Source organism: Marinomonas sp. THO17, from assembly GCF_040436405.1.
Classification (GTDB): domain Bacteria; phylum Pseudomonadota; class Gammaproteobacteria; order Pseudomonadales; family Marinomonadaceae; genus Marinomonas.
The window spans coordinates 1,218,770-1,240,339 of sequence record NZ_AP031575.1 but is presented as its reverse complement, the minus strand read 5'-3'; the positions used below and the strand labels follow the sequence as shown (position 1 = coordinate 1,240,339).

Annotated in this window: 26 protein-coding genes; 17 read left to right on the top strand and 9 right to left on the bottom strand. The window is 44.2% G+C overall.

What is annotated here, in order from left to right; genetic code table 11:
- The first annotated feature begins 14 nt into the window (after nt 1-14).
- The 5 genes from ABXS85_RS05860 to ABXS85_RS05840 all read left to right on the top strand — a co-directional run bounded on the left by ABXS85_RS05860 (nt 15) and on the right by ABXS85_RS05840 (nt 3,224).
- A complete protein-coding gene (locus ABXS85_RS05860; RefSeq protein ID WP_353669106.1) occupies nt 15-419 on the top strand; it encodes a DUF1801 domain-containing protein in 405 nt (134 codons plus the stop codon).
- Nucleotides 420-443: 24 nt separating this feature from the next.
- A complete protein-coding gene (locus ABXS85_RS05855; RefSeq protein WP_353669105.1) occupies nt 444-1,010 on the top strand; it encodes a GNAT family N-acetyltransferase in 567 nt (188 codons plus the stop codon).
- Nucleotides 1,011-1,381: 371 nt separating this feature from the next.
- Nucleotides 1,382-2,038, top strand: coding sequence for a VOC family protein (locus ABXS85_RS05850; protein ID WP_353669104.1), 657 nt, complete (start codon nt 1,382-1,384; stop codon nt 2,036-2,038).
- A gap of 14 nt (nt 2,039-2,052) precedes the next feature.
- Entirely contained in the window at nt 2,053-2,616 is a 564-nt protein-coding gene (locus tag ABXS85_RS05845) for a GNAT family N-acetyltransferase (protein WP_353669103.1), read from the top strand.
- Between the two features lie 5 nt (nt 2,617-2,621).
- Complete coding sequence (locus tag ABXS85_RS05840) at nt 2,622-3,224, top strand: glutathione S-transferase N-terminal domain-containing protein (RefSeq protein WP_353669102.1); 603 nt, start codon at nt 2,622-2,624, stop codon at nt 3,222-3,224.
- 132 nt (nt 3,225-3,356) lie between these two features.
- On the opposite strand, the gene ABXS85_RS05835 is transcribed toward ABXS85_RS05840, so the two are convergent.
- On the bottom strand, nt 3,357-4,004 hold the full coding sequence (locus ABXS85_RS05835) for a LysE family translocator (RefSeq protein WP_353669101.1): 648 nt from the start codon (nt 4,002-4,004) through the stop codon (nt 3,357-3,359).
- 77 nt (nt 4,005-4,081) lie between these two features.
- Entirely contained in the window at nt 4,082-4,879 is a 798-nt protein-coding gene (locus tag ABXS85_RS05830; protein WP_353669100.1) for an AraC family transcriptional regulator, read from the bottom strand.
- 175 nt (nt 4,880-5,054) lie between these two features.
- On the opposite strand from ABXS85_RS05830, the gene ABXS85_RS05825 reads away from it, so the two are divergent.
- Nucleotides 5,055-5,420: an STAS/SEC14 domain-containing protein gene (locus ABXS85_RS05825; RefSeq protein ID WP_353669099.1), complete on the top strand. Its 366-nt coding sequence runs from the start codon at nt 5,055-5,057 to the stop codon at nt 5,418-5,420.
- A 46-nt stretch (nt 5,421-5,466) separates the two neighbouring features.
- On the opposite strand, the gene ABXS85_RS05820 is transcribed toward ABXS85_RS05825, so the two are convergent.
- On the bottom strand, nt 5,467-6,813 hold the full coding sequence (locus ABXS85_RS05820) for an anti-phage deoxyguanosine triphosphatase (protein ID WP_353669098.1): 1,347 nt from the start codon (nt 6,811-6,813) through the stop codon (nt 5,467-5,469).
- 111 nt (nt 6,814-6,924) lie between these two features.
- Here ABXS85_RS05820 and ABXS85_RS05815 point away from each other — a divergent pair, with 111 nt between their 5' ends.
- On the top strand, nt 6,925-7,206 hold the full coding sequence (locus ABXS85_RS05815) for a LysR family transcriptional regulator (RefSeq protein ID WP_353669097.1): 282 nt from the start codon (nt 6,925-6,927) through the stop codon (nt 7,204-7,206).
- Here ABXS85_RS05815 and ABXS85_RS05810 read toward each other — a convergent pair.
- Nucleotides 7,203-7,856, bottom strand: a complete 654-nt coding sequence (locus ABXS85_RS05810) for a CoA pyrophosphatase (RefSeq protein WP_353669096.1) — start codon at nt 7,854-7,856, stop codon at nt 7,203-7,205. The genes ABXS85_RS05815 and ABXS85_RS05810 overlap by 4 nt on opposite strands.
- An 8-nt stretch (nt 7,857-7,864) precedes the next feature.
- A complete protein-coding gene (pabB, locus tag ABXS85_RS05805; protein ID WP_353669095.1) occupies nt 7,865-9,298 on the bottom strand; it encodes an aminodeoxychorismate synthase component I in 1,434 nt (477 codons plus the stop codon).
- An 87-nt stretch (nt 9,299-9,385) separates the two neighbouring features.
- Between pabB and ABXS85_RS05800 the strand changes: the two genes are divergently transcribed.
- From ABXS85_RS05800 to ABXS85_RS05780, 5 genes are all read left to right on the top strand, one after another.
- Complete coding sequence (locus ABXS85_RS05800) at nt 9,386-10,252, top strand: alpha/beta hydrolase (protein WP_353669094.1); 867 nt, start codon at nt 9,386-9,388, stop codon at nt 10,250-10,252.
- Between the two features lie 174 nt (nt 10,253-10,426).
- The gene (locus ABXS85_RS05795; RefSeq protein WP_353669093.1) at nt 10,427-10,936 is read left to right on the top strand and encodes a GspH/FimT family pseudopilin; all 510 of its coding nucleotides are present in this window, start codon (nt 10,427-10,429) and stop codon (nt 10,934-10,936) included.
- Nucleotides 10,933-11,286, top strand: coding sequence for a hypothetical protein (locus tag ABXS85_RS05790; RefSeq protein ID WP_353669092.1), 354 nt, complete (start codon nt 10,933-10,935; stop codon nt 11,284-11,286). Before ABXS85_RS05795 ends, ABXS85_RS05790 begins: the two co-directional genes overlap by 4 nt.
- Nucleotides 11,286-12,179: a hypothetical protein gene (locus tag ABXS85_RS05785; protein ID WP_353669091.1), complete on the top strand. Its 894-nt coding sequence runs from the start codon at nt 11,286-11,288 to the stop codon at nt 12,177-12,179. Before ABXS85_RS05790 ends, ABXS85_RS05785 begins: the two co-directional genes overlap by 1 nt.
- 1 nt (nt 12,180) lies before the next feature.
- The gene (locus ABXS85_RS05780) at nt 12,181-12,618 is read left to right on the top strand and encodes a hypothetical protein (RefSeq protein ID WP_353669090.1); all 438 of its coding nucleotides are present in this window, start codon (nt 12,181-12,183) and stop codon (nt 12,616-12,618) included.
- Here ABXS85_RS05780 and ABXS85_RS05775 read toward each other — a convergent pair.
- On the bottom strand, nt 12,602-12,862 hold the full coding sequence (locus ABXS85_RS05775) for a PP0621 family protein (RefSeq protein ID WP_353669089.1): 261 nt from the start codon (nt 12,860-12,862) through the stop codon (nt 12,602-12,604). The two genes, ABXS85_RS05780 and ABXS85_RS05775, sit on opposite strands and share 17 nt — an antisense overlap.
- A 73-nt stretch (nt 12,863-12,935) precedes the next feature.
- Here ABXS85_RS05775 and ABXS85_RS05770 point away from each other — a divergent pair, with 73 nt between their 5' ends.
- On the top strand, nt 12,936-14,573 hold the full coding sequence (locus ABXS85_RS05770) for an NAD+ synthase (protein ID WP_353669088.1): 1,638 nt from the start codon (nt 12,936-12,938) through the stop codon (nt 14,571-14,573).
- A gap of 116 nt (nt 14,574-14,689) precedes the next feature.
- On the opposite strand, the gene ABXS85_RS05765 is transcribed toward ABXS85_RS05770, so the two are convergent.
- From ABXS85_RS05765 to ABXS85_RS05755, 3 genes are all read right to left on the bottom strand, one after another.
- Entirely contained in the window at nt 14,690-15,655 is a 966-nt protein-coding gene (locus tag ABXS85_RS05765; RefSeq protein ID WP_353669087.1) for a carbohydrate porin, read from the bottom strand.
- Nucleotides 15,656-16,358: 703 nt separating this feature from the next.
- A complete protein-coding gene (locus ABXS85_RS05760) occupies nt 16,359-18,053 on the bottom strand; it encodes a methyl-accepting chemotaxis protein (protein ID WP_353669086.1) in 1,695 nt (564 codons plus the stop codon).
- 27 nt (nt 18,054-18,080) lie between these two features.
- Nucleotides 18,081-18,512: a BLUF domain-containing protein gene (locus ABXS85_RS05755; protein ID WP_353669085.1), complete on the bottom strand. Its 432-nt coding sequence runs from the start codon at nt 18,510-18,512 to the stop codon at nt 18,081-18,083.
- A gap of 631 nt (nt 18,513-19,143) precedes the next feature.
- Between ABXS85_RS05755 and ABXS85_RS05750 the strand changes: the two genes are divergently transcribed.
- Genes ABXS85_RS05750 through ABXS85_RS05735 form a run of 4 tightly spaced genes read left to right on the top strand, consistent with a single transcriptional unit; the run spans nt 19,144 to nt 21,530 of the window.
- Nucleotides 19,144-19,836, top strand: a complete 693-nt coding sequence (locus tag ABXS85_RS05750; protein ID WP_353669084.1) for an aspartate/glutamate racemase family protein — start codon at nt 19,144-19,146, stop codon at nt 19,834-19,836.
- Between the two features lie 35 nt (nt 19,837-19,871).
- Nucleotides 19,872-20,492 (top strand): pyridoxamine 5'-phosphate oxidase family protein, encoded by a 621-nt coding sequence (locus tag ABXS85_RS05745; RefSeq protein ID WP_353669083.1) that lies wholly within the window; start codon nt 19,872-19,874, stop codon nt 20,490-20,492.
- 43 nt (nt 20,493-20,535) lie between these two features.
- Complete coding sequence (locus tag ABXS85_RS05740) at nt 20,536-21,171, top strand: LysE family translocator (protein ID WP_353669082.1); 636 nt, start codon at nt 20,536-20,538, stop codon at nt 21,169-21,171.
- Between the two features lie 8 nt (nt 21,172-21,179).
- Nucleotides 21,180-21,530: a putative quinol monooxygenase gene (locus tag ABXS85_RS05735; RefSeq protein WP_353669081.1), complete on the top strand. Its 351-nt coding sequence runs from the start codon at nt 21,180-21,182 to the stop codon at nt 21,528-21,530.
- Nucleotides 21,531-21,570: the final 40 nt, after the last annotated feature.

Genomic DNA, 21,570 nt, shown 5'->3' with positions numbered 1-21,570 from the left:
AGAGAGGAAGCGATATGGAAAATGCTATCAAAATAAAGTTTGACTCTTATCCACCCAAAGCGAGGCAAAAGCTCAATGAAATCAGGGCAATGATATTTCAAGTGGCTGAAGAAGAAGGGCTAGGAGAGATTGTGGAAAGCCTGAAGTGGGGGGAGCCAAGTTATGCATCGAAATCTGGTAGCCCAATTCGAATGGATTGGAAAAGTAAGTACCCCAATCAAGTGTCTCTGTTTGTGAACTGTCACACCCAGTTGATCGCCACCTACAAGGAAGTATATGGCGCAAACTTTCATTTTGTCGGCAATAGGGAGTTGGTTTTGCCGCTTGAGCAAGCCATTCCTAGTGCCGAATTAAAAGCCTGTATCTTAATGGCATTGAAATATCATAAGCTTAAAAAACTGCCTTTATTAGGCGCATGAGTATTCATTTAACAGAGGCACATCATGACTATTGAACCTGTGATATTGCAAGGCCAGCATGTTCGTCTGGAACCCTTGTCGAAAGCTCATAAAGAGGGATTGTGTGAAGCGATTTGTGATGGGGAATTATGGAATCTGTTTGTTACCATAGTGCCGCAGGTAAATGACATTGACAATTTCATCAATGATGCCTTGATGGCTCATGCATCTGGCGATGGATTAACCTTTGTTACCATTGATGAAAAGACGAATCAGATTGCTGGCTCAACTCGCTTTATGAAAGCCAATCTCGCCAATAAGCGGGTCGAAATCGGCTTTACTTTTCTTGGTCAGCGTTTTCAAAAAACCTACATCAATACTGAAGCAAAACTGCTTATGTTAACGCACGCTTTTGAAGTCTTGGCGTTGAACCGTGTTGAGTTTCTGACAGATTATTTAAACACTCAATCGCGTAACGCGATATTGCGCTTAGGCGCTAAGCAAGAAGGCATACTGCGTAATCACATGGTGATGCCAAATGTCAGGGAAGGTACGAATAAGTCTTCTGAACATCAGTCTTATCAGAGAAACGGCCTATCAAGGCAAGAGTGAGCAGGAATGTTAATACCTTTCAATCACTCTTAACACAGAGAGGCCGTTTCTCTGAAAGACCCGAAGGGCGTGGTCTAAGCTCTCTTTATTCTTTGTTAAGCTTCTTGCCAATATGTTTAATATTGGACAGCGAAACTTGCCTCGAATAAAAGAGAGTTATCCACACGCTGAAGTCAGTGGACTTGTTCATACCTTCCCTAGGTTAGAGATTCTGTTGTCTTCAGTATTATTGCTAATGAGTGGACAGGTGTGAAACAAAATCTAGAATACAAGCTGTCCCTGATACGAGGTGATGAATAGGATTTAGTTTTCATTAAGGGAAATGAAGGTGTTGATAAAAGAATCCAGTTGTTAGGGAAAGCCATTTTGACATGCAGTTAGAATTAGATCATTTTTTTATCCTAACAGACCAACCCGAGCAAGCCGGCGATAGGCTGGTGGATTTTGGCCTGCAAGAAAGCTTTCGTCGCGACCACAAGGGGCAGGGCACGTCGAATCGTTGTTTTGTCTTTGCCAATGGCATGTTAGAACTTCTGTATCTGCGTGATGCGATGGAAGCCAATCAGGGACCAGCCAAAAGCATGCATTTGGTTGAGCGACTGGCGCGGCCTGACGCATCGCCTTTTGGCGTGGTGTTGACGCGAACTTGTGAAATGGCAATCCCCATGCCTTTTCAAGGTTGGTCTTATCAGCCAGACTATTTCCCCGTCCCGAATGCCTTTCATGTGGGCGCCAATTCCGCTATTTTGGCAGAACCCTTATGTGTCTATGTGCCTTTTATGTCGCAGGTTAAGCGTTATAAAAAGGTTAAGCGTGATAAAGGCGAAGCCCCATTAGGTACCATTTCAAAGGTGACTATGGCGGTGGCCAACGAGGCGTTTTCAGACACCTTAAAGGATCTGTCATCGGTTGATCGATTGGCTTTTGTCAAGGCAGAAGAGCATCTTGTCGAATTGACATTAGGGAATGAAGAGGGTGATGAATGGCAAGATTTTCGTCCTCATTTGCCTTTGATCATTCGTTGCTAATGGAATGGAGTAGGATGGAAACAGATCGTCTTATTTTACGACAATGGCAAGTCAGTGATTACCCTGTCTTTGCTGAAATGAATGCCGATCCACAAGTGATGGAATATTTCCCCACGCAATTAACAAACGCTGAAAGTAATGCCCTCGCGGATCGACTCAAGGCGTTGATTGCTGAGCGGGGCTGGGGCTTTTGGGCCCTTGAATCAAAAGCCACAGGACAATTTATGGGGTTTGTGGGATTGCATTATCAAGATAAGGACAGTGGTATTCCGCACGCGCCATTGGTGGAAATCGGTTGGCGATTGTCATCCGCTTATTGGGGGCAAGGTTACGCGACTGAAGCGGCTTTTGCAGCATTAGATTATGCATTTGAGCAATTGGCAGTAGGGCAAGTATACGCCTTTACTGCTTTGCAAAATGTGCCATCACAGCGTGTGATGCAAAAATTGTTTATGGTGAATTGTCAGCAGGATTTTGATCATCCTAAATTGCCAAGTGGCCATCCTCTGCAACGTCATTGTTTGTATTCGATTGATCGTGCAAAATGGCGGATGATGAAAGCAAGGAATAGGGAGTAAGGTCTATGCAGTTAGTGGTTGGGAATTTATCAACTTGGTCTATGCGAGCCTGGTTATGCAGTCGTATTGCTGAAATAGAATTGGACTTGGTGGTTGTACCGTTAGGTGAGCCAGGCTATGAAATTAAGCTTGCGCAGTATTCACCTTCTCACTTGGTGCCCGTATTGGTAACGGATCAGGTGACCATTCATGACTCATTAGCCATTGTTGAATTCCTCAATGAAGTGTCAGATGGCGCTTTATATCCTGCTCAGTCGACCGAGAGAGCCATGGCGAGAAGTTTGTGTGCTGAGCTGCATTCAGGCTTTATGACGATACGAGAGCTTTGCCCTTTTGCGTTTGATGAGGTGGTAAATGCAGATCAAGATAATCCGGCCATTAGGAAAGACATTGCGCGTTTGCAGGCAATTTTTTCTCAGGCGAGCTTACCCTTTATGTTTGACATGCCCGGTGCCGTCGATGCCTTTTATGCCTTAATGGCGTACCGCTTAAATGACTATGGAGTAGTGCTTGAAGGCCGTGCCGGTGAGTATCAACAAAGCCTGTTAAATTGGCCCGAGTTTAAAAAAGTAATAACTGAATCAAAGAATTGGGCGGCTGAACAATAAGCTGCTGGCTTAAGCCACTTTCTTAAGTCATTTTGCTAGGCCGCTTTATTAAGCCACTTTCTTAGGCCGCTTGCTTAAGTCACTTCCTTAGGGCTAGGCCGCTTTATTAAGTCACTTTCTTAAGGCATTTGGTTAGGCAAATAACACACGCCACAAAATGCCAGCTCCGAGTAGGCAAAACAGCACGCCACACACTAGGTCGATATAACGACTGAGGCGCGCTAGCAAAGCTTGGCTGCTGGCTTTGGTCAGTAACCAAGCCAAGGCACTGAACCAAGCAAGAGACAATCCCCATATAATGAGTAAAGCTGAGCCTTTCCCTGCCCATGACATGCTGGCGGGTATCAGGCTGGACATGAGGCTGATGAAAAAAACCAAGGCTTTGGGATTAAATAAATTCGTTAGCAAGCCTTTCGAAAAAGCCTGTTGCTTTTGACTTAATAAGGCCTTGTCTTGTGAGTGTGTTAAGCTGGTCTGGTGCTGCCAATGTCGATAGCAGCTGATTAACGCGCCAACCCCTAAATACAAAAGGTAGCCCGCCCCTAAGCATTGTAATAGACGGAATAAAATAGGTTGTTGGTGAACCAATAAGCTGATGCCTGTGATGCTAAGCACCGCGTGGATTAAAATGCCAAGAGATAAGCCAAGGGCAATGTAGAAGCCTGTTTGGCGGCCATATCGAGAGGCGTTTTGTACCACTAAAGCAAAGTCTGGCCCTGGACTGATCAGTGCCACAAAATGCACTAATGCCAAGGTAAATAAGACGGATATTTCGTTCATTCTGTTAATCACCCTTTGTTCCTAAAGGTGATGATTATTACCAATCCCTTTATTCTAGGCTTGTAAAATAATGACGCTTAGCGAATTTCGGATGGTGATACACCAAAGCTGTGTTTAAAGGCTTTACTGAAATGGGCCTGATCGTAAAAGCCCACTTGTTGCGCGACATCTGTGCCCGCTATTTTGGCCTTAAGTAACTTCATGGCCTGCTCAAGTCGTAAGCGAGTAAACCAAGCGTAGGGCGTCATACCGACTTTGGCTTTAAAATGACGTTGAAACTGACTGGGACTGAGGTCACATAAGTCCGCCAGCTGTTGCAAAGAAACGGGCTCAGCTAAATGGGCCAGTAAAAACTCACGTAAGCGTTGCAAATCGCTTTTTCCTAAAGAGAAGCTTGGCGTCAGGCAACGGTGTTGTCCGTATCGCTCAATCAAGGGTGAGAAGCCCTCATAAGGTAAACAGTCTCGGGCCAGTTGGCTCAGGGTTTTATCGCACAAGGCCATATAGGATTGGGAGAGGGATTGAAACACCACTGGATCTTGAATGACCTTTTGGCTAAAGGTCAGGTTTTGTCCGAGAGATTGGTGAATATCCAATAGGTTAAACCAATCTGGTTCCACCGAAAACACCTGTGTCTTATAACCAGAAGACGCTACCGCATGGCCGTCATGCAATACATCTGGCGGCATGATCACAATGTCGCCAGGGCCAACACGCTGACGTTCGCCTTGAGAGGCAAAAGCTTGTTGACCTTCCATAATGAGCCCAAAGTGGTAGTCAAGATGATAATGCCGATCAAATTCAAAGGACTGATAATGTCCACTGATTAAGCTCACACTTGGGTCAGCAGAAGTGAAATGCTGTACTTTATCCATGAGGTTACGATTGCGTTAAGCTGGTTGCTTGAAATGGTCATACCAATGGTTATTTCTGTCCAGCTTAGCGAATGACGTCAGCTATGTCTTGTAAAAAACTGACAGCTTGATAGAAAAGGTCTAACTTTACCTTTAAAGCCTATTTGGAAGCCTATTGCCGCCAAAGGAGAAAGCCATGTTCCATGTCGAAAAGCAGGGAGAAAACCATTTGTATATTGAGTTTGATGGTCAGTTGGATTCATTGCAAATGGAGGTGGCGCTGAATGAGTTTATTTTGCTGGCACAGGGCATTGAAAAGGGCACTATGTTGTATGAAATCGCCGCTTTTCATATGCCTTCATTCAGTGCTATTGCCGTTAAATTATCCAAATTACCGACTTTATTTAGCCTGATTGGTAAGTTCCGCAAAGCGGCGGTATTGACCGATGAAAAGTGGCTACAAAAGGTCAGTGAAATAGAAGGTCTGTTGATTCCAGGCTTGGACATCAAAGCCTTCTCATTAGACGAAAAGGCGGACGCTGAAGCTTGGTTGGCATCATGATGTTTCAAAGTGAGCAACTGTAAAGCGCCCACTTTGGATAAGGCATTTACATAGGTTCAAAAACTGAGCCTAAACTGGGTACGAAAAGCTTGTTGTACATTCGGCTGGCGTAGTCGTCTGTCATAGACGCCATGTAGTCACAGATGATGCGCAGGCCATTGTTACCTTGATCGCAACTTCTTTGCCATTCGCGAGCAATTTCTTGGGGCAAGAGTCTGGCAGGATCCGCACTATAAGCTTCGAACATCTCCAATAACATTTGTTGGCCTTTATAGACCAGCATTTGTACTTCTGGACGCTGGATGATGTGTTGCATTTCAAATTGCTTGAGCAAAGCCAAGGCTTGTCGCTGCCCTTCTGGTAAACCCACTTGGTAACGTAACAGAGGATGATCGAACTGGGTGTTTTCCACTACCTGACAAGAGGTAATAAACCAGCTAACCAAATTGCCAATGGCTTCTTTGCGTAAATGACTTTGGCGACTAAACAATTGAGTGCGCAGGCTTGTAAGATTGTCTTTTAAGAAAGGCGAGGCTAACGCAGAAAGTTTTGGCTCCAAATGTTCTTGCCACATGTCTTTGGTGACCATGCCAAGCACAATGGCATCTTCTAGGTCGTGGACGCCATAGGCAATGTCGTCTGCTAAATCCATGATGCTGGTGTCAAAACTGGCATGGGCGACTTTGCCATGGGCTTCAGGCGTGCTGCGCTGAACCTTTTGTAAGGCTTCTTTATCCGCTTGCTTAAATGGCTCAATGATCCAATTCAGTAACGCTTGTTCGTCTTCATAAACGCATTTGGGTGGCGCCCATTGGGCCGCTTTGAACTGGCGAAAGTTATTGGGTTTTGATGGGTATTGTCCTACTACCTGATTGTGTTGTACTGGGTATTTCAAAATGCCGAGTAACGCTCTGCGCGTCACATCCATGCCAAAACTTTCTGAATAGGAGCCGCGTTTGCCCAGAATACGCAATGATTGGGCATTGCCCTCAAACCCCCCCTTATCCAACATCATATAATTGAGGGCGATTTCGCCCCCATGACCAAAAGGCGGGTGACCAATATCGTGACTCAGACACACGGTTTCAATGAGCGCGTCGTCGGCCAACCAAGGTTGGAATTCCGCTGTTTTGGCGGAACTGAATTTGAGATGATGCACTATGCCGCTGCCGATTTGTGCCACTTCCAATGAATGGGTAAGGCGGGTGCGGCTGTAGTCGTTTTGACGTATTGCTAATATTTGGGTTTTGGATTGCAGGCGGCGAAAAGCGGCACTGTGAATGATGCGCGCTCTGTCTCTTTGATAAGGGGTTCGATAATCATTGTCGCGAGCTGTGTGTTGGCCGGATTGTCGTTCGTACCAAGGCAGAAAAGCATCGTTTGCAACTGTCATAAGTGTCATCAATCAAGGTAAATAAACACCAATCTTTCATCAAAACACGATTTAGGTCAATGTTCCGTGAAAATGCCTTAGGCATAATGTCACTTATTATAAGGAATCGTTATGCTAAATACTCAACACTTAATGACATACAAAGCCTTAGTGGAAACGGGCAGTTTTACTCGCACAGCTAAGCAATTGGGTCTGACGCAACCTGCGATCAGTCAGCACATACAAAAATTGGAAAAGGAGTTGGGAGAATCCTTATTGATTCGTCATGGGCGCAGTATTGAGTTGACGCCAGCGGGTGAGGTGTTACTAAAGCACATTGATGAATTAGAAGGCTGTTATCAAGATTTCATGAGCTCTTGGCAAGCCATTGCTCATAGCCCTCAAGTCTGTTAGGTCGAAGCGTGTCTTGCAAGGGTTTGATAAAGCCCATATAAGATGCCAGCGGTGACTCCCCAGATTCGAATGTCGCCATAATAAATCTCAAAATACCCTCGGGACACGGAATCGAGTTTACGTTGTTTGAACTGATAGTTTTGTGGCGTTAGCAAGTGACGCAAGGGCACCCAATGAACGGATTTCACTTCTTCTTCACACAAACTGAGTTCACTTTTGCGGGTCATTTCGGCCACAATGGGTTTGATGCAGAAGCCTGATAAGGTGCAGTACTCGCCAAGTTCGCCTAAGAGATCAAAGCAATCAGGTGCTAAGCCGACTTCCTCTAAGGTTTCCCTCAATGCTGTGTATTGAATACTGGCGTCATCGGGATCATGTTTGCCACCGGGAAAGGCGATTTGACCAGGGTGGTTACGCATGTGCAATGCGCGTTGGGTGAGTAAGACATACAGTTCGCCATCCCTAGGTTCTTGCCAGATAGGAATTAGCACGGCGGCCGAGCGATAATCCAGTTGGTAACCGGCTGGGAACATTTCCTCATCTGGATTGTGAATACTTTGGCGATAAGGTTCTTTGTCTAATGCTGCACGAATATCATCTAAACCAAGGTCAATAGGTGGAGCATTCAAAAACTGCTCTATGTCTGACATGAAAAGACCTACTTCATAAAATCTTGTTCTAGAGTATGAGTTAATTTACCTACTTTGGTAAAGGTTTCCTGATACTCTTCCTCACATTTTGAATCGGCGACTAAGCCGCCACCGGCCCAGCAATGCAGTTTGCCCTGATCGGCAACCAAGGTACGAATGGTGATGCTGGAGTCCATTTGTCCATTGCTGCTAAAGTAAACAATGGAGCCACAATAGGCAGAACGCTGATGGGGTTCTAACTCGTCGATGATTTCCATGGCGCGAATTTTTGGTGCACCCGTAATGGAACCGCCGGGGAAACTTTGTTGAAACACGCGAATACCTTGTTCTGCTTTGTCGATGCGACCTTCCACTGTGGACACCAGATGATGCACATTGGCATAGGTCTCCAAGGCAAACAGCTTAGGCACCTTGATGCTGCCTGTTAAACAGGTACGACCCATATCATTACGCAACAAATCCACTATCATGAGATTTTCCGCTCTGTCCTTTTCGGACGCCAATAAAGCTTCTGCGTTGGCTTTATCTTCAATGGCTGTGTTGCCTCGGGCCATGGTGCCCTTAATGGGTTTGGACTCCACTCGGCCTTGGTCGCACAACAGAAAGCGTTCAGGAGAATGGCTCAAAATAGAGGCGTGTTCATGTAATTCCAAATACGCCGAGAAAGGCGTTGGACAAACAGTGCGCAAGGCTTGATAAGCGGTAAAGGTATCCCCCTCATAGGAGGCGCTAAAGCGCTGAGCGAGATTGACCTGGTAGCAATCGCCCGCCTGAATATAGGCTTGTACCTGTGCAAATTTATCCGCGTATTCTTGCTGACTCATGTTGGATTGAAAGCTTGATGTCAGGGTAAAAGGCTTTTTTTCTAACAAATCATGATGCACCAATACATCATCATTGGCCCTGGTAAAGCGATTAATCAGTGAGCGGATTTCTTCTTCCTGACACCAAGGTGTGTAAACCAATTGGGTGGTTTTGGCTTGATGGTCGGTGATAACAGCCCAGCCATATAGACCAATATGCAAGGTGTCCAAGGCAATGTCATGTTGAACAGTGTCAGGCAGTCGCTCAACAAAATGGCCGCTTTCGTAACCATAGTAGCCCAATAATCCACCGGTAAAGGGTAAGTCTTTTGGTGCGTTTTTTGCCCACTCTTCCTGACAGATGTGAGTCATTAACTTGTCCAAAAGCTTCATTGGGTTAGCTTTTTCTGCGATGTCATACAAGGGGGTTGTCAACCATTCAATGGCCGTAGCCTTCTCTTGGTGCTGCTTCCCGTGAATACGCGCTAATGGATTGGCCACCAAAATATCGAATTGGGTATCACGGAAGTGTTCGTGGTTGCTATCGAGCAAGGCTTTGTAGGGTAACTCTCTTATGGCTGAGTAAAAAGCCAGTAAATTGGATTGATAAGAAAGATTTACCCGATTGATTTCTGACATTGTGTATCATTACCTAGTACTATGTTACCGCCTACTGAATGGCGATATTGTATTCTTTTAATAAGGGTCCTCACAGGTTAATTACAAGTGTCTGACGTTTTTTTTCTTACTTTGCCCCATGCTCGTTTAGCTTACCGTCTTTATGAAAACCCTGACGCCAAGGGGGATGCTTGTTGCTTATTGTTGCACGGCGCAGGCGTTGCCGGGGAAATCACTTTTTCTCCCATGTTGCCTTATCTCACACAATGGCGTTGGATGCTGGTGCCAGACCTTGTTGGCATGGGAGAGTCGTTCCATCATCACGGCACAGAAGCGCCGCTGAAGATTACGCAATTGAGTGATGATGTGGCGGCCTTATTGCTTCATTTAGACTGGCAGTCTTTTGATTTGGTGGCGTATTCCTTGGGAGGCTTAGTTGCGCTGCAGCTCAATCATCAGCGTCAGCAAGCAGGCCATGCGGCGTTGAAAATGGCTTTGTTAGAACCAGCGTCATTGGAAAGAGAAGACTTAGCCCAGTTAAAAGAGGTGCGTCAGAAATATCGTCATGCGTCGCATTTGATTCGCGAAACCGGTGATGTTGAGCTAGGCGTTGCGCATTTTATGGATGGGGTATCGCCGAATCGTCGCAAGCATCCCGTGGCGGAAGCGACGACCCAATCGCGTTTGGCTCATCGGCCTTTTGGGTTTGCTTATGCCCTCGATGCGGTGACAGACTTTGTGGAACAGGCAGCCGAGCAACCTCATCTTCGACAAGGCTTAATCGATGTCGCGCCAGAGGTGTTTTTGTTTTCCGGTGAACTGAGCCATCAGGGGTTACGGGAACATTATGAATTGTTGAGCCAGCGAAATGAAGCTTGGCAACATAAGGTAATGAGTGCCTGTGATCACTCTTTGCCTTTTCAAAAACCACGGCAAATTGCCAATCATCTCAATAAGTGGTTTGCCTCACCATAAGCTTGCGTTAGGATAGATTGCTAAGAGCAGGAAGCTCTTAGCACCAAGTAAGTTTGTCACGCCGACAAGGGGTGACCTGTCTAAAAGCTTTGTTGTGAAAAGTTGGGCTGGCAAAGTTGGTACGATAAAGCTTGGTGGAAGCATGAATGATCGGATAGAACAAGGAGGTGTTCTATGAATCAGCAATGGGGCTTTACCTTATTTGAGCTATTGTGCGTTATGGCCATTTTCAGTCTGCTCGCGCACTTTGGCATGTCCAATATTCTCTTCCTTAATCAGCAGCAACAAGATCAGCAGAATTTAAAAGCACAAGTCGCGCGTTTGGCGTCGGCTTTGACTCGAGCTCGTGAGCTGGCGGTGGTCAGCGGCCACAGCAGTTTTGTGTGTGGTGGTATGGCTTGTTCTGGAGAGTGGTCACGCGGTTTTCGTTTGTATCAAACACATAATAATACGGATTATGACGTGCTCAACGAGGTGTTTATTGAAGCCTTAAGTCTACATTGGCGAGGCTTTCCAGCACAGAAGAAGCAAATTGAATATCAAGCTAATGGCCTATCAGGTTATCAAAATGGCACCTTTGTGTTTTGTCTGGGCAAGTGGCAAATGGATGTGGTGCTGAATCAGAGTGGTCGTTTTTATCTGAGTCATTTGAAATCTCGCCGCTCAGAGGGAGATTGCTTATGAGTCCTTGCAAAGGAGAATACTTCAACAAGCAAGCGGGTTGGATTCTATTGGAACTGACCTTGTGCTTATTGGTGATTGCTTTGGTGAGTTGGCTAATGATGCAACAAACCCAACACAGCTGGTCAAACTTGAATTTGTCAAAGGCACAGCGAGCGCAGTGGGAAAATGTGCAAAAAGCACAGATTATGCAACAACTCACGGGGGAAGATTATGTCTCCTTAATGGAAAGCATATTGTCTGCTAAACAACAGGATTACCCCAAATGTTTAGAGTGCCGTGAACAGAACATGCGAGCTTGGTTTAAAGCCAGTTTGCAAAGGGGAGTGGCGCCTGTAAAGGAGACAGAGTGATGCCCTTAGCAAAACGGCGTCAAGCGGCTGGGATTATGCTTGAATTGTTGGTGGCTTGCTTGCTCTTAAGTCTCATGTTGCCGTTGATTTTGAACAGTCTTCGAGACATGCGATTAGGTCATATACAGCGTCAAGCCTATCAACAAAGCTTGGCACTCAAGTCGGCCATCGATGCGCATTTGCGTTCACAATGGTCACGTTTAAAACCGGCCCATTGTGTTCCCAGCACAGAGGCTTTGCTAACCATTACCCAGGCGCAACATCCACCTCAAAGATTGGCCAATAAAAATTTAGCGGCAGGGAGTGATGGCTTATTGGCGACGGATGTGGGCTTGTGTCGAGTGTCCACAAAAGTGACCAATAATCCCATCAAGATAGCTGTGGATTGTCACTGGAAAGCAGGGGATGCGATAGAGTTTGCCAGTTGTGAAGGCATTACCAAGGGGCAAGTGGTCTCTGTGTCCGGAGATCAAGCAAGCTTGAGCTTTGCCGATAATCAATTACTCGGTGAGTCCGGCGTGATTGCCAGTCAAGATAGGTTTTATTGGTATTTGGCCGAAGGCAAAGCGGGTAACACCGCTTTGTGGCGCACGCCAGCGGAAACCGGTAGTGCCTTAGAGTTGTGGAGTGGCATTGAGCGTTTGTCCATTTTTCCCTTGCTCGACACGCAACAAGATAGCTTGGTGGACAGTCTGAATACCGAATATGGCGAGTATTCTATGGCATCCGTGCGAGCATTGTGGGTGGAATACCAATATCGTGTTGAAGACTGTCAATGGCAAGCAGAAGACAGCGCACCGCAAGAATATGTCTCCATGCGTGGACAGACTTGGCAATATCGTCCGCCATGTCAGCAAGTGACCAATCAGATTATCGATTTGCAAGGGTTTTGATATGACAACCAGATTGCAAGCCGGATGGTTAGGTGTGCCTATTTTGACTTTGTTACTGATTATCGCAGGCTTATCAGCAGCGGCACAAACGCAACTGTTGTCAGACTATCAATGGCGCGGTGAACTGCAGGCGCAGGCCAGTCCCGACTCCATTTGGCGGCGTTTTATGCAGGCCAAAGTGAGTCAGGTTCAATTTAGTCAAGCCGAGCCCTCTTTGTGTCAGGGGTTTTGTGCCTTAGCTGATACGCAATGGCAAGGCACACCAATTCAGTATGAGCAAGGTGGTCAAGTCATCACTTACCAATGGCACTCTTATCAAAGCGCCGATAAAGGCATTTATCATCGGCTTTGCGCAACCATCAATCGACAAGAGTATTATTGTTGGTGGTGGCACGAAAGGCGTTTACACAGTCAGGCTTGGGTCAGTTCGTCTGATTGAACTCTTTTAAATGCTCGGCGCTACAAAATGGACGTGCTTGTTCATCGTGAATGGCATGAGAAAGTGGTACATAGGTTTTGCATTGCAAGCAACGCACCATGTTTTCTTGTTCAGCTTGAGTGCCTTTTTGTTTGGTCTTTTTAGTATTGGATGTGGTCTTCTGACCTTTAAAAACAACAAATTGGCGATATAACCACCAACCAATGAAGAAAATCGTGATAAAAACGATTAAACGTACGATCATACACTTTACCTAAGTTAGCTAATTCCAGACAATATACGGCATATTCTAACAGAGTTGATGAGATAGCAACGGTATGACATTAAGAATTGCAATGGCCCAACTGGATATGTTGGTCGGCGATATCACCAAAAACACCCAATCCGTTATCGCCACGGCAATACAAGCTCGTGATGAGGAAAAAGCAGATGTGGTGGTTTTTCCCGAATTGACCTTGACTGGCTATCCGCCAGAGGATTTATTGCTTCGTCCTAGCTTGGAAACTCGTATTGAAGCGGCGTTAGATACGATTCTTCAGCAAGTGAAAGACATCTATTTGGTCATTGGTTACCCACGTCGTATTGATGGTGAGTTATGCAACTGCGCCGGAGTCATTTATCAGGGCAAATTGTTGGTAGAGTACGCTAAGCAGAAACTACCGAACTTCTTAGTATTTGATGACAAACGTTACTTCAGTGAAGGTCAAAACCCAGGGATTGTGAACATCAAAGGGGTTCAGGTGGGGTTAAGCATCTGTGAAGACATTTGGCATCCAGAACCCATTGCACAAGCCAAAGCCGCTGGTGCGGAGTTGATTTTGAACTTGAATGCCTCGCCTTACCACATCGAAAAAATGGGCGAGCGTGAAACCTTATTGCATAAGCGTGCCACGGAAACCAGCTTACCTATTATGTATGTGAATTACATGGGCGCTCAGGATGAATTGGTTTATGAAGGTGGCTCCTTTGTGGTCAATGCCAAAGGAGAAAAAGTGCTTCAGGCACCTTGGTTTGAAGCCGGCTTATATTGTGCTGATTTCATTGTGGATGACAGCCAGGCTCATAAGGTGTCTCCCGTTGCTGGTGCCATTGCCCCGCTATTGGATGTGGAAGCCAGCGTTTATCAGGCGATGGTACTTGGGCTGCGTGATTATATAGAGAAGAATCGTTTTAAAGGCATTGTGTTGGGATTAAGTGGTGGTATTGATTCTGCTTTATCCCTAGCCGTTGCTGTGGACGCCATTGGTGCAGATCGTGTGCAAGCTGTCATGATGCCATACACCTACACTTCGTCTATCAGTCTTGAAGACGCCGAAGAAGAAGCCAACTTGTTGGGAGTCAAATACAGTGTTCTGCCGATCGAATCCATGGTTTCCGCTTTTAATCAGGTGTTGGCGCCAGAATTTGAAGGCTATGGCAAAGATACCACAGAAGAAAACCTGCAAGCGCGTACCCGCGGTGTCACCCTGATGGCGATTTCTAATAAGAAAGGTTATATGGTGCTGACCACAGGGAACAAGAGTGAAATGGCGGTGGGCTATGCGACCTTGTATGGCGATATGGTGGGGGGCTATTCGGTCTTAAAAGATGTTTTTAAAACCTTGGTGTTTAAGCTGTGTCGTTATCGTAATAGCTTGGGATATGTGATACCGGAACGGGTGATTACACGTCCGCCCTCTGCTGAACTCGCACCCGATCAGAAAGACGAAGATTCACTACCCAGCTACGACATTTTGGATCAGATTCTACATAGCTACATTGAACAAGATATGAGTGCGGAAGCCATCTTGGCCACGCAGAAATTTGACCGTGATACCGTGTATCGTGTGTTGCGTTTGGTGGATGTGAATGAATACAAGCGTCGCCAAGCGCCGACTGGGGTGCGTGTCACCGCGCGAGGTTTTGGTCGTGATCGTCGTTACCCTATTACCAACGGTTGGCATATTGGCGAGTAACCTATTGGCGAGAAATAAAAGACTTTACTTGCTCAGTTGTAAAAGCCTATCGCGAGGGAAAGAACAACGCACTTTAAAAGGGGATGATAAAGGGCGTTGTTCTTAGGTTTCTATTGCTAGAAGGTATAATTGAAACGAACTCGGGTTGCCATAACCGTATCGTTTACATCAGCCGCAACATCATCTGCGGTTGAATAGGAAGCAGCCAATGTCATAGAGGCATTGTCTATGTCAAACACCGGAAGGGTGTAAGCAGTATATATTGTGGTGACGGACGGATCTGTACTGGCATCATCAACCGAAGAAGAGATTACGCCTAAGCCAAAATTGTTGTACGTCATATTGGCAACAACCGAGCTGACTTCTTCATCAGTTTCGTCGTCTTCCATTTGCGTAACGGCGATATTGATATTCGCCCCAGAGACATCAAAATTAGCCCCCAAAGAGAATCCAGACTGACTGACAGCACTGCCACTGGTCAGGTCGTAGTCCAAACTTTCGTAACCGGCTGTAATGGTCGCGGAGCCTGCTTTGAATTGGACAATTGGACGTATGCCAGCAATGCTGGTGGTGTTGTCGCCAGTGTCATTATCTGAGTCACCTGCGCCATAGATGGTGCCCAATTCGAAGTGAACCGAATCGCTTGGGTTGAAATGCAGAGCGATTTGACCGCCATTATCGCTAGTGCGACCTCGGGCTTTATTCGCTTCATAGACAGTGACACCGCCGGCATTTTCGACGATAACGTCTTTACCTTTGGGGAAAAGATTGATGGCTTCAAAACGGCCCAGCTGGATGTCCCATTTGGAATTGCCCACTTTTAAATAGGCATCAGCGACAGTAGAGGTTCCGTTTACTTTTATTTCGATGGTGCCTTTTCCTTCAACGAAGTTATCACCGGAAGTATGCTTTCCTAGCGTACTGAATTCGACTCGGCCGGATTCTAAATAGGTGGTATCACCTATGTCTTTGTCAATCATATCCGTATTGATCTCAAAGTTAGCATCAAATGAAGGAGAAGCCACCACGCCAGCAGAAAGTAGACTACTGAAGACGGCTGTATACAAAGTGCTTTTTTTCATAATGATAAAACCTATTATTTTTTTTATTGGGATGTGGAAATTTCATGAATTTCCCTATTGATCATAAGCAAGGGTAAATTTTAAAACAACATCAAAAATGCACATTTTGTGCTTAATTTTTTCTTAATTTGTCTTTTTTGAGTTGGCCTTATATTCAATATAAGTAATTTATGCAAGCTTTTGATTTTTATTGATTGTTTTTATTTTATATGATCTTTAAAGAAAAAAAATTGGGTGAAATTGGGATATGATTTTTCACTTTTCAGATTTTCTAGACGTGAACTGAAAGAAAAATTAGCCTTAAGACCTACTTGCTTCATCATCATATTGATTCGGTTTAGCGGTGAGTTGAGGTGAAGAAATCCCTGAGTTGAATCAGCTGTTAAGTGATCTAGAAAAGAGGCTATGTAAAGCATGAAAAGTGAAATTATCTTTGATGGTTAAGTGTTCTAGAAAAGAGGCTATGTAAAGCATGAAAAGTGAAATTTTCTTTGATGGTTAAGTGTTTAGAAAAGAGGCTATTTAAAGCATGAAAAGTGAAATTCTCTTTGATGGTTAAGTGTTTAGAAAAGAGGCTATTTAAAGCATGAAAAGTGAAATTCTCTTTGATGAAAGTGGTGAGTAAAAAGGCTTTTTTAAGGCCTTTTTACTCAGTTCATTGAGGTAAGGTCGATACCTCATTTATGTTGGAAGATATGACTCATTAGATTTTAAACTGGTTTAAATCCGAGTTTAAATGAATCACGTTTTTCGCAATGTTATCGTTGGCTTCAGATACCTTGTTGGCATTTTGAGTGGTGTCTTGAGAGATGTTTTTTATGTTTTCAACATTACTTTGAATTTGGGCTGCCACGGTAGACTGTTCTTCGGCAGCGGCGGCAATTTGTGTGTTTAAATCTGCGATTTCGTTCACGGATAATACGGCGTTGTCGAAGTGTTCAGCGGTTTCCTTGCCAATTTGTAAACATTCCTCAGTGGCCTTAACGCCCTTGTTCATTTTCTCCATGGCAATTTCGGCGCCATTTTGCAAACTTTCGACCAAGTTTTGAATATCCACAGTTGAGGTCTGAGTGCGTTGTGCTAGGGATCTTACTTCGTCTGCAACGACGGCAAAACCACGACCAGATTCGCCCGCTCTTGCTGCCTCTATGGCGGCATTTAACGCCAATAAGTTGGTTTGTTCCGCGATTCCTTGAATGGTATCTAAGACAGAACCAATGTTGTCCGTCTCTTTTACCAGATCGCGAATGCTATCCGAAGTAAGTTGCACGTCTTCTGACAGTTTTGAGGTAATGCGTTGATTTTCTAACGCGGCGGTTTTTCCTTTTGATACTAAACCTCGCACCTTGTTGGCAATTTCTGAAGCGTTCATGGTGCTTTGCGCGACTTCTGCCGTGGCCATACTCATTTGTTCAACAGAACTGGCGACTAATTCGGTTTCCAGTTTTTGATTCTCAACATTGTCCAAGGTATTTTGCACCACTTCAATGGCGGATTCTGAACTCTGATTTAAAGAGGAAGTGGATTTCGCCACATTAATGATTATTTTGTGTAATTTGCAAATAAAGGTGTCGAACCTTCTGGAAACGCGCCCTAACTCATCTTTACTGGTAATCGACAGTCTCTTGGTTAGGTCTCCTTCACCGGAAGCCAGATCTTCAAGGCTTAAGATGAGGTTTTTGAGAGGTTTAATCACAGAACGACCAATAATGATGGGCACAATAATGGCTAAGGCTAATGCGATACAGAGTACAAGCGCAATCACCTTAATGGCATTTTGCTCATCTTGGTAGGCGGTTTTTGCAGAGTTGAGAGAAAATTCTTGTACTTCATTTAATACGGCAACTAGATGATCGTCTAATTTTTTATTGGCTTTTTCAATATTGACAATGGTGTCTAGGGTTTTTTCTATGCCATCGTTAAGGGTTTGATCGAGGAAAAGCAGTATCATATTTTCCACTGCAAAAAATTCTTCTTCTACCAGTTTGTATTCCGTTAGGACATGTTCGTATTCTTCTTTCGCTTCCGCAGAATGTACTTCATCTTTTAAGCGAACGATGGTGGCTTCAGCATCAAGAATTTCATCATGCAAGAGCTTGATTTTTTTGTTTAGGTTATTAATTAAGGATTCTGATTCAGCAGAAAGGCCTTTTCCTTCTACTTTATCTAATAGGGCATGAGAAACGACTTTTTCAAAGGCAATGGCTTGTTGTAATTGATGTTCAGTGATTAAGGTTAAGGTATTGTTAAGGGGTAAATGATCGTGAGCGATTTCTTTAATTTCATTACCAATTTTGTTCATTTGAATAATTGAAAACCAACCAAGCACAATGATTAGTAAAATCTGAATGGCACTCATAAGAATAAACTTATGAGAAATTTTTAAATTAGATAACATACACTTCTCCTGTGGCTTGGAGCTTGTTTAAAAAACAAGTTCTTGTACTTTATTTCTAAAGTTGGTCAACATTTTTAGGGCAAAGTCCGTATCATTTGAAACAAAATGCTCTAAATTCTCATCCTCTAAGAAGGAGGTGGTAATGTCTTTTTTAATACTGTTGTTTTTCAGGTTTCGGAATCCCATTCGCCATTGTTTAAAGCTTCTTTGAGCAATATTAACTTTTCTTAGGCAAACAATATTGGAATGTCTTTTGTCCTTTTTAATTTTTTCATAAATGGCTAGAACCGAATCTTCTTCGCCTTCAATGATTTGAATAAAAGTTCCTGCACCATTATATAAAAGAACCCCCGAAATATTATTCAATCGGTTTTTCTCAATAAAGCCTTCTAACATTAATTGAAGTTCTGAATCCGAAAACACTTTCTCAGCTTTACTGATGTATGTTATTGAAATCATATTTCGCTCCTTTCAAAGTAATGAGCCGTTCATCGAAGTACCAGCACCTTCATTGAGATTAGATAGTGACACATATTTCAGCAATCTTATGTGGTGGTTTTGTTTACTTTTGTGCTTTTTACATAATGTATAATGACAGTTACATTTCTACTGTTAAGTTATTTTTATCAATGTGTTACAACACTTTTTGAAGAAGTTATTCAATGTGTGTGACGGTAATTTTTTCATCTTAATTTGTGTGATAAGAGAGCCGGGATGAAAAGGAATAGAGTGATGGAAGCGGCAGGTTTTTTTTGATCCAAAATCCGCGCGTTGTAAAAAGGGTAACACCTATTTATGACCCTATTTAATGATGTTATACCCAATTGATTTTTTTATTTCGGTATATTGTTGCCGGGCATTGAGTAAACGAAAACAGCGGCCTGTATGCCTTTTCAAATAATCTTGTACATTGAGAAAAACCACACAATTGGATAGATTATCAAACTTGGTTATTTAGGGCAGTCTTAATCAATGGGAATAGTGTTACTGATTGATGATTAGAATCGCCATAGTGGGATTGTGGTTAGTGGTTTTTTTATAGGCGTAAATGAATTTTTAACTGGCTATAACGGACAATAGGAGTGTGGTGGTGAAAACAATTGGTTTACTGGGTGGCATGAGCTGGGAATCTACCGTCAGTTATTACACTGCTCTAAATCGGGGCGTTAAGGACACTTTAGGTGGTTTGCATTCAGCGAAAATCAATATGGTCAGTGTCGATTTTGCAGAGATTGAGCAATTACAGCATGCGGGTAATTGGCAGGCAACAGCGGATATTTTAAGCCAAGCAGGCCGTTCGGTAGAGGCGTCTGGAGCCGATGCTTTGCTGATTTGTACCAACACAATGCACAAGGTAGCGGAGCAAATTCAGTCTGCTATTAATATTCCTGTCTTACATATCGCCGATGCGACTGGTCAAGTTTTGCAAGCGGATGGCGTTACCAAAGTCGGTTTATTGGGAACGCGTTTTACCATGGAACAAGACTTTTACAAAGCGCGTTTGCTTGATCGATTTGCCATGCAAGTTATGGTGCCGAATAAATCTCAGCAAGACATTGTTCATAATGTCATCTATGATGAATTGTGCCGTGGTGAAATCAATCCAGAGTCTCGTCAGCAGTACATTGATATTATTGAAGATTTACATCAAAAAGGGGCGCAAGCTGTGATTTTGGGCTGTACTGAAATTGCTCTTTTGGTGAAGCAGACGGACACCAAAGTACCTCTTTACGATACGACGAATATTCATGCGCAAAATGCCGTGCGATGGATGCTGTCTTAGTCAATTAACTTTGATAGTAAGTGAGGAGGGAGCTGATGCAGAAAATTGAGTCGATTGACGCTTTGGAAGCGCATTATGGTAAACCTAAAGAAAGGACTCTACGCAAAGAAATCACCTACATTAATGAGCATTATCGTGCTTTTATTGAGAAATCCCCTTTTATGATCTTGGCGACTTATGGGGAAAAGGGCTTGGATTGCTCACCGCGCGGTGATCCGGCGGGTTTTGTGCGTGTCGTGAACCAAGACTGTATTCAAATACCGGATCGACTTGGTAACAACCGCCTTGATTCCCTTCATAACATCATTAACAACCCCAAAGTCGGATTGATTTTTCTGGTGCCGAATGTGGGGGAAACCATTCGGGTCAGTGGCACCGCTGAGATTCTAGTGGATCAGGCCTTGTGTGAGTCTTTTGCCATGCAGGGGAAAGCAGCGAGTGCGGTTATTTCCATACAGGTAGAAAAAGCTTTTTATCAATGTCAGAAGGCGATTGTGCGCTCAGGTCTGTGGCAATCGGAAAATCATATTGAGCGTTCGGAGCTGCCCACTGTTGGTGAAATGGCGAAGGTTTTTGCGGATATGCACAATGTAGAATTCAGTGTGGAAGAGTTTGACAAAGAATATCCTAAGCAAATAAAGAAAACTATGTATTAATAGGGTTTATTGATACCTTTTATCAATAGTTAAGGAGAATCCAATGATAGATGCCTTGTCCCTATTAACAATAGGTTTTGCTTTTTTTGTGGTGGCGGTTTCACCGGGCCCAGCAACCCTTTCTAATGCTACTGTCGCCATGAGCAAAGGGCGTAAAGTGGCTTTGGTGTATGGCTTTGGTTTGTCTTCTGGCATGTTTCTATGGGGTGTGGTTGCGGTGAGTGGTATGGGGGCAGTGCTGCAAAGTTCCGTTTACCTACTCATGGTACTTAAAGTTCTCGGGGGCTTGTATTTATTACGCTTGGCTTATGTGTCTTTCAAAGCCTCTTTGCATGTAGAAGAGCAACAAAGCATGCTGCAAATTCAAGCCAGTAGCTATGGGAAGTGGTTTATGCGCGGCTTTATTTTAAATTCGTCAAACCCAAAGACTGTGGTGGCTTGGATGGCGGCGTTGTCTATGGGGATGCAAGGTCATAATGATGTGATGTCGTTAATATTGGCTTTGTTGACCTGTATGTTGGTGGGTTACCTTGTTAACATCATGTATTCACTGGTGTTTTCCGTAAAAGGAATCATGGGAATTTACCAGAAATGTCGTCAGTGGGTAGAGCGAGCCGCAGCCGGTATGTTTGCTCTGGCCGGATTGGGGCTACTGAAATCCGCGTTGAATCGAAGCTAAGGAAATGTATGTCAAAGAAAGTGTATTGTATCGCACAGTTTTTACCCAAACCTGGACAAGAACAAGCCTTGTTCAAGGTTTTACAATCTTTGGAACCTAACACCTTACGTGAAGATGGGTGCATTGCTTATCGTGTCACTCGACACATTAGTAGCCCGTTTGCTGAAGGCAAGAGTTTCCCAATAGTGTTTAATGAAATTTGGCAAGACATGGCGAGTTTTGAAGCCCATTGTCAGCGTAAGGAAATCACTGACTTTTTTGCCACTTACTGTCAGGCAGAAGACGGTTTGGCAGCCGATTGGAATGTGTGTATTTACACTGACGAAGGCGAAGACTTTGATGCGCCTGTTGTCGATTAAAGAGCAGAATAAAGCGCGTATTAAATAGTGCATTAGTATT

Coding starts and splice junctions, on each gene's coding strand:
- ABXS85_RS05860 (WP_353669106.1), top strand. CDS start 15: ATGGAAAATGCTATCAAAATAAAGTTTGACTCTTATCCACCCAAAGCG.
- ABXS85_RS05855 (WP_353669105.1), top strand. CDS start 444: ATGACTATTGAACCTGTGATATTGCAAGGCCAGCATGTTCGTCTGGAA.
- ABXS85_RS05850 (WP_353669104.1), top strand. CDS start 1,382: ATGCAGTTAGAATTAGATCATTTTTTTATCCTAACAGACCAACCCGAG.
- ABXS85_RS05845 (WP_353669103.1), top strand. CDS start 2,053: ATGGAAACAGATCGTCTTATTTTACGACAATGGCAAGTCAGTGATTAC.
- ABXS85_RS05840 (WP_353669102.1), top strand. CDS start 2,622: ATGCAGTTAGTGGTTGGGAATTTATCAACTTGGTCTATGCGAGCCTGG.
- ABXS85_RS05835 (WP_353669101.1), bottom strand. CDS start 4,004: ATGAACGAAATATCCGTCTTATTTACCTTGGCATTAGTGCATTTTGTG.
- ABXS85_RS05830 (WP_353669100.1), bottom strand. CDS start 4,879: ATGGATAAAGTACAGCATTTCACTTCTGCTGACCCAAGTGTGAGCTTA.
- ABXS85_RS05825 (WP_353669099.1), top strand. CDS start 5,055: ATGTTCCATGTCGAAAAGCAGGGAGAAAACCATTTGTATATTGAGTTT.
- ABXS85_RS05820 (WP_353669098.1), bottom strand. CDS start 6,813: ATGACAGTTGCAAACGATGCTTTTCTGCCTTGGTACGAACGACAATCC.
- ABXS85_RS05815 (WP_353669097.1), top strand. CDS start 6,925: ATGCTAAATACTCAACACTTAATGACATACAAAGCCTTAGTGGAAACG.
- ABXS85_RS05810 (WP_353669096.1), bottom strand. CDS start 7,856: ATGTCAGACATAGAGCAGTTTTTGAATGCTCCACCTATTGACCTTGGT.
- pabB (WP_353669095.1), bottom strand. CDS start 9,298: ATGTCAGAAATCAATCGGGTAAATCTTTCTTATCAATCCAATTTACTG.
- ABXS85_RS05795 (WP_353669093.1), top strand. CDS start 10,427: ATGAATCAGCAATGGGGCTTTACCTTATTTGAGCTATTGTGCGTTATG.
- ABXS85_RS05790 (WP_353669092.1), top strand. CDS start 10,933: ATGAGTCCTTGCAAAGGAGAATACTTCAACAAGCAAGCGGGTTGGATT.
- ABXS85_RS05785 (WP_353669091.1), top strand. CDS start 11,286: ATGCCCTTAGCAAAACGGCGTCAAGCGGCTGGGATTATGCTTGAATTG.
- ABXS85_RS05780 (WP_353669090.1), top strand. CDS start 12,181: ATGACAACCAGATTGCAAGCCGGATGGTTAGGTGTGCCTATTTTGACT.
- ABXS85_RS05775 (WP_353669089.1), bottom strand. CDS start 12,862: ATGATCGTACGTTTAATCGTTTTTATCACGATTTTCTTCATTGGTTGG.
- ABXS85_RS05770 (WP_353669088.1), top strand. CDS start 12,936: ATGACATTAAGAATTGCAATGGCCCAACTGGATATGTTGGTCGGCGAT.
- ABXS85_RS05765 (WP_353669087.1), bottom strand. CDS start 15,655: ATGAAAAAAAGCACTTTGTATACAGCCGTCTTCAGTAGTCTACTTTCT.
- ABXS85_RS05760 (WP_353669086.1), bottom strand. CDS start 18,053: ATGTTATCTAATTTAAAAATTTCTCATAAGTTTATTCTTATGAGTGCC.
- ABXS85_RS05755 (WP_353669085.1), bottom strand. CDS start 18,512: ATGATTTCAATAACATACATCAGTAAAGCTGAGAAAGTGTTTTCGGAT.
- ABXS85_RS05745 (WP_353669083.1), top strand. CDS start 19,872: ATGCAGAAAATTGAGTCGATTGACGCTTTGGAAGCGCATTATGGTAAA.
- ABXS85_RS05740 (WP_353669082.1), top strand. CDS start 20,536: ATGATAGATGCCTTGTCCCTATTAACAATAGGTTTTGCTTTTTTTGTG.
- ABXS85_RS05735 (WP_353669081.1), top strand. CDS start 21,180: ATGTCAAAGAAAGTGTATTGTATCGCACAGTTTTTACCCAAACCTGGA.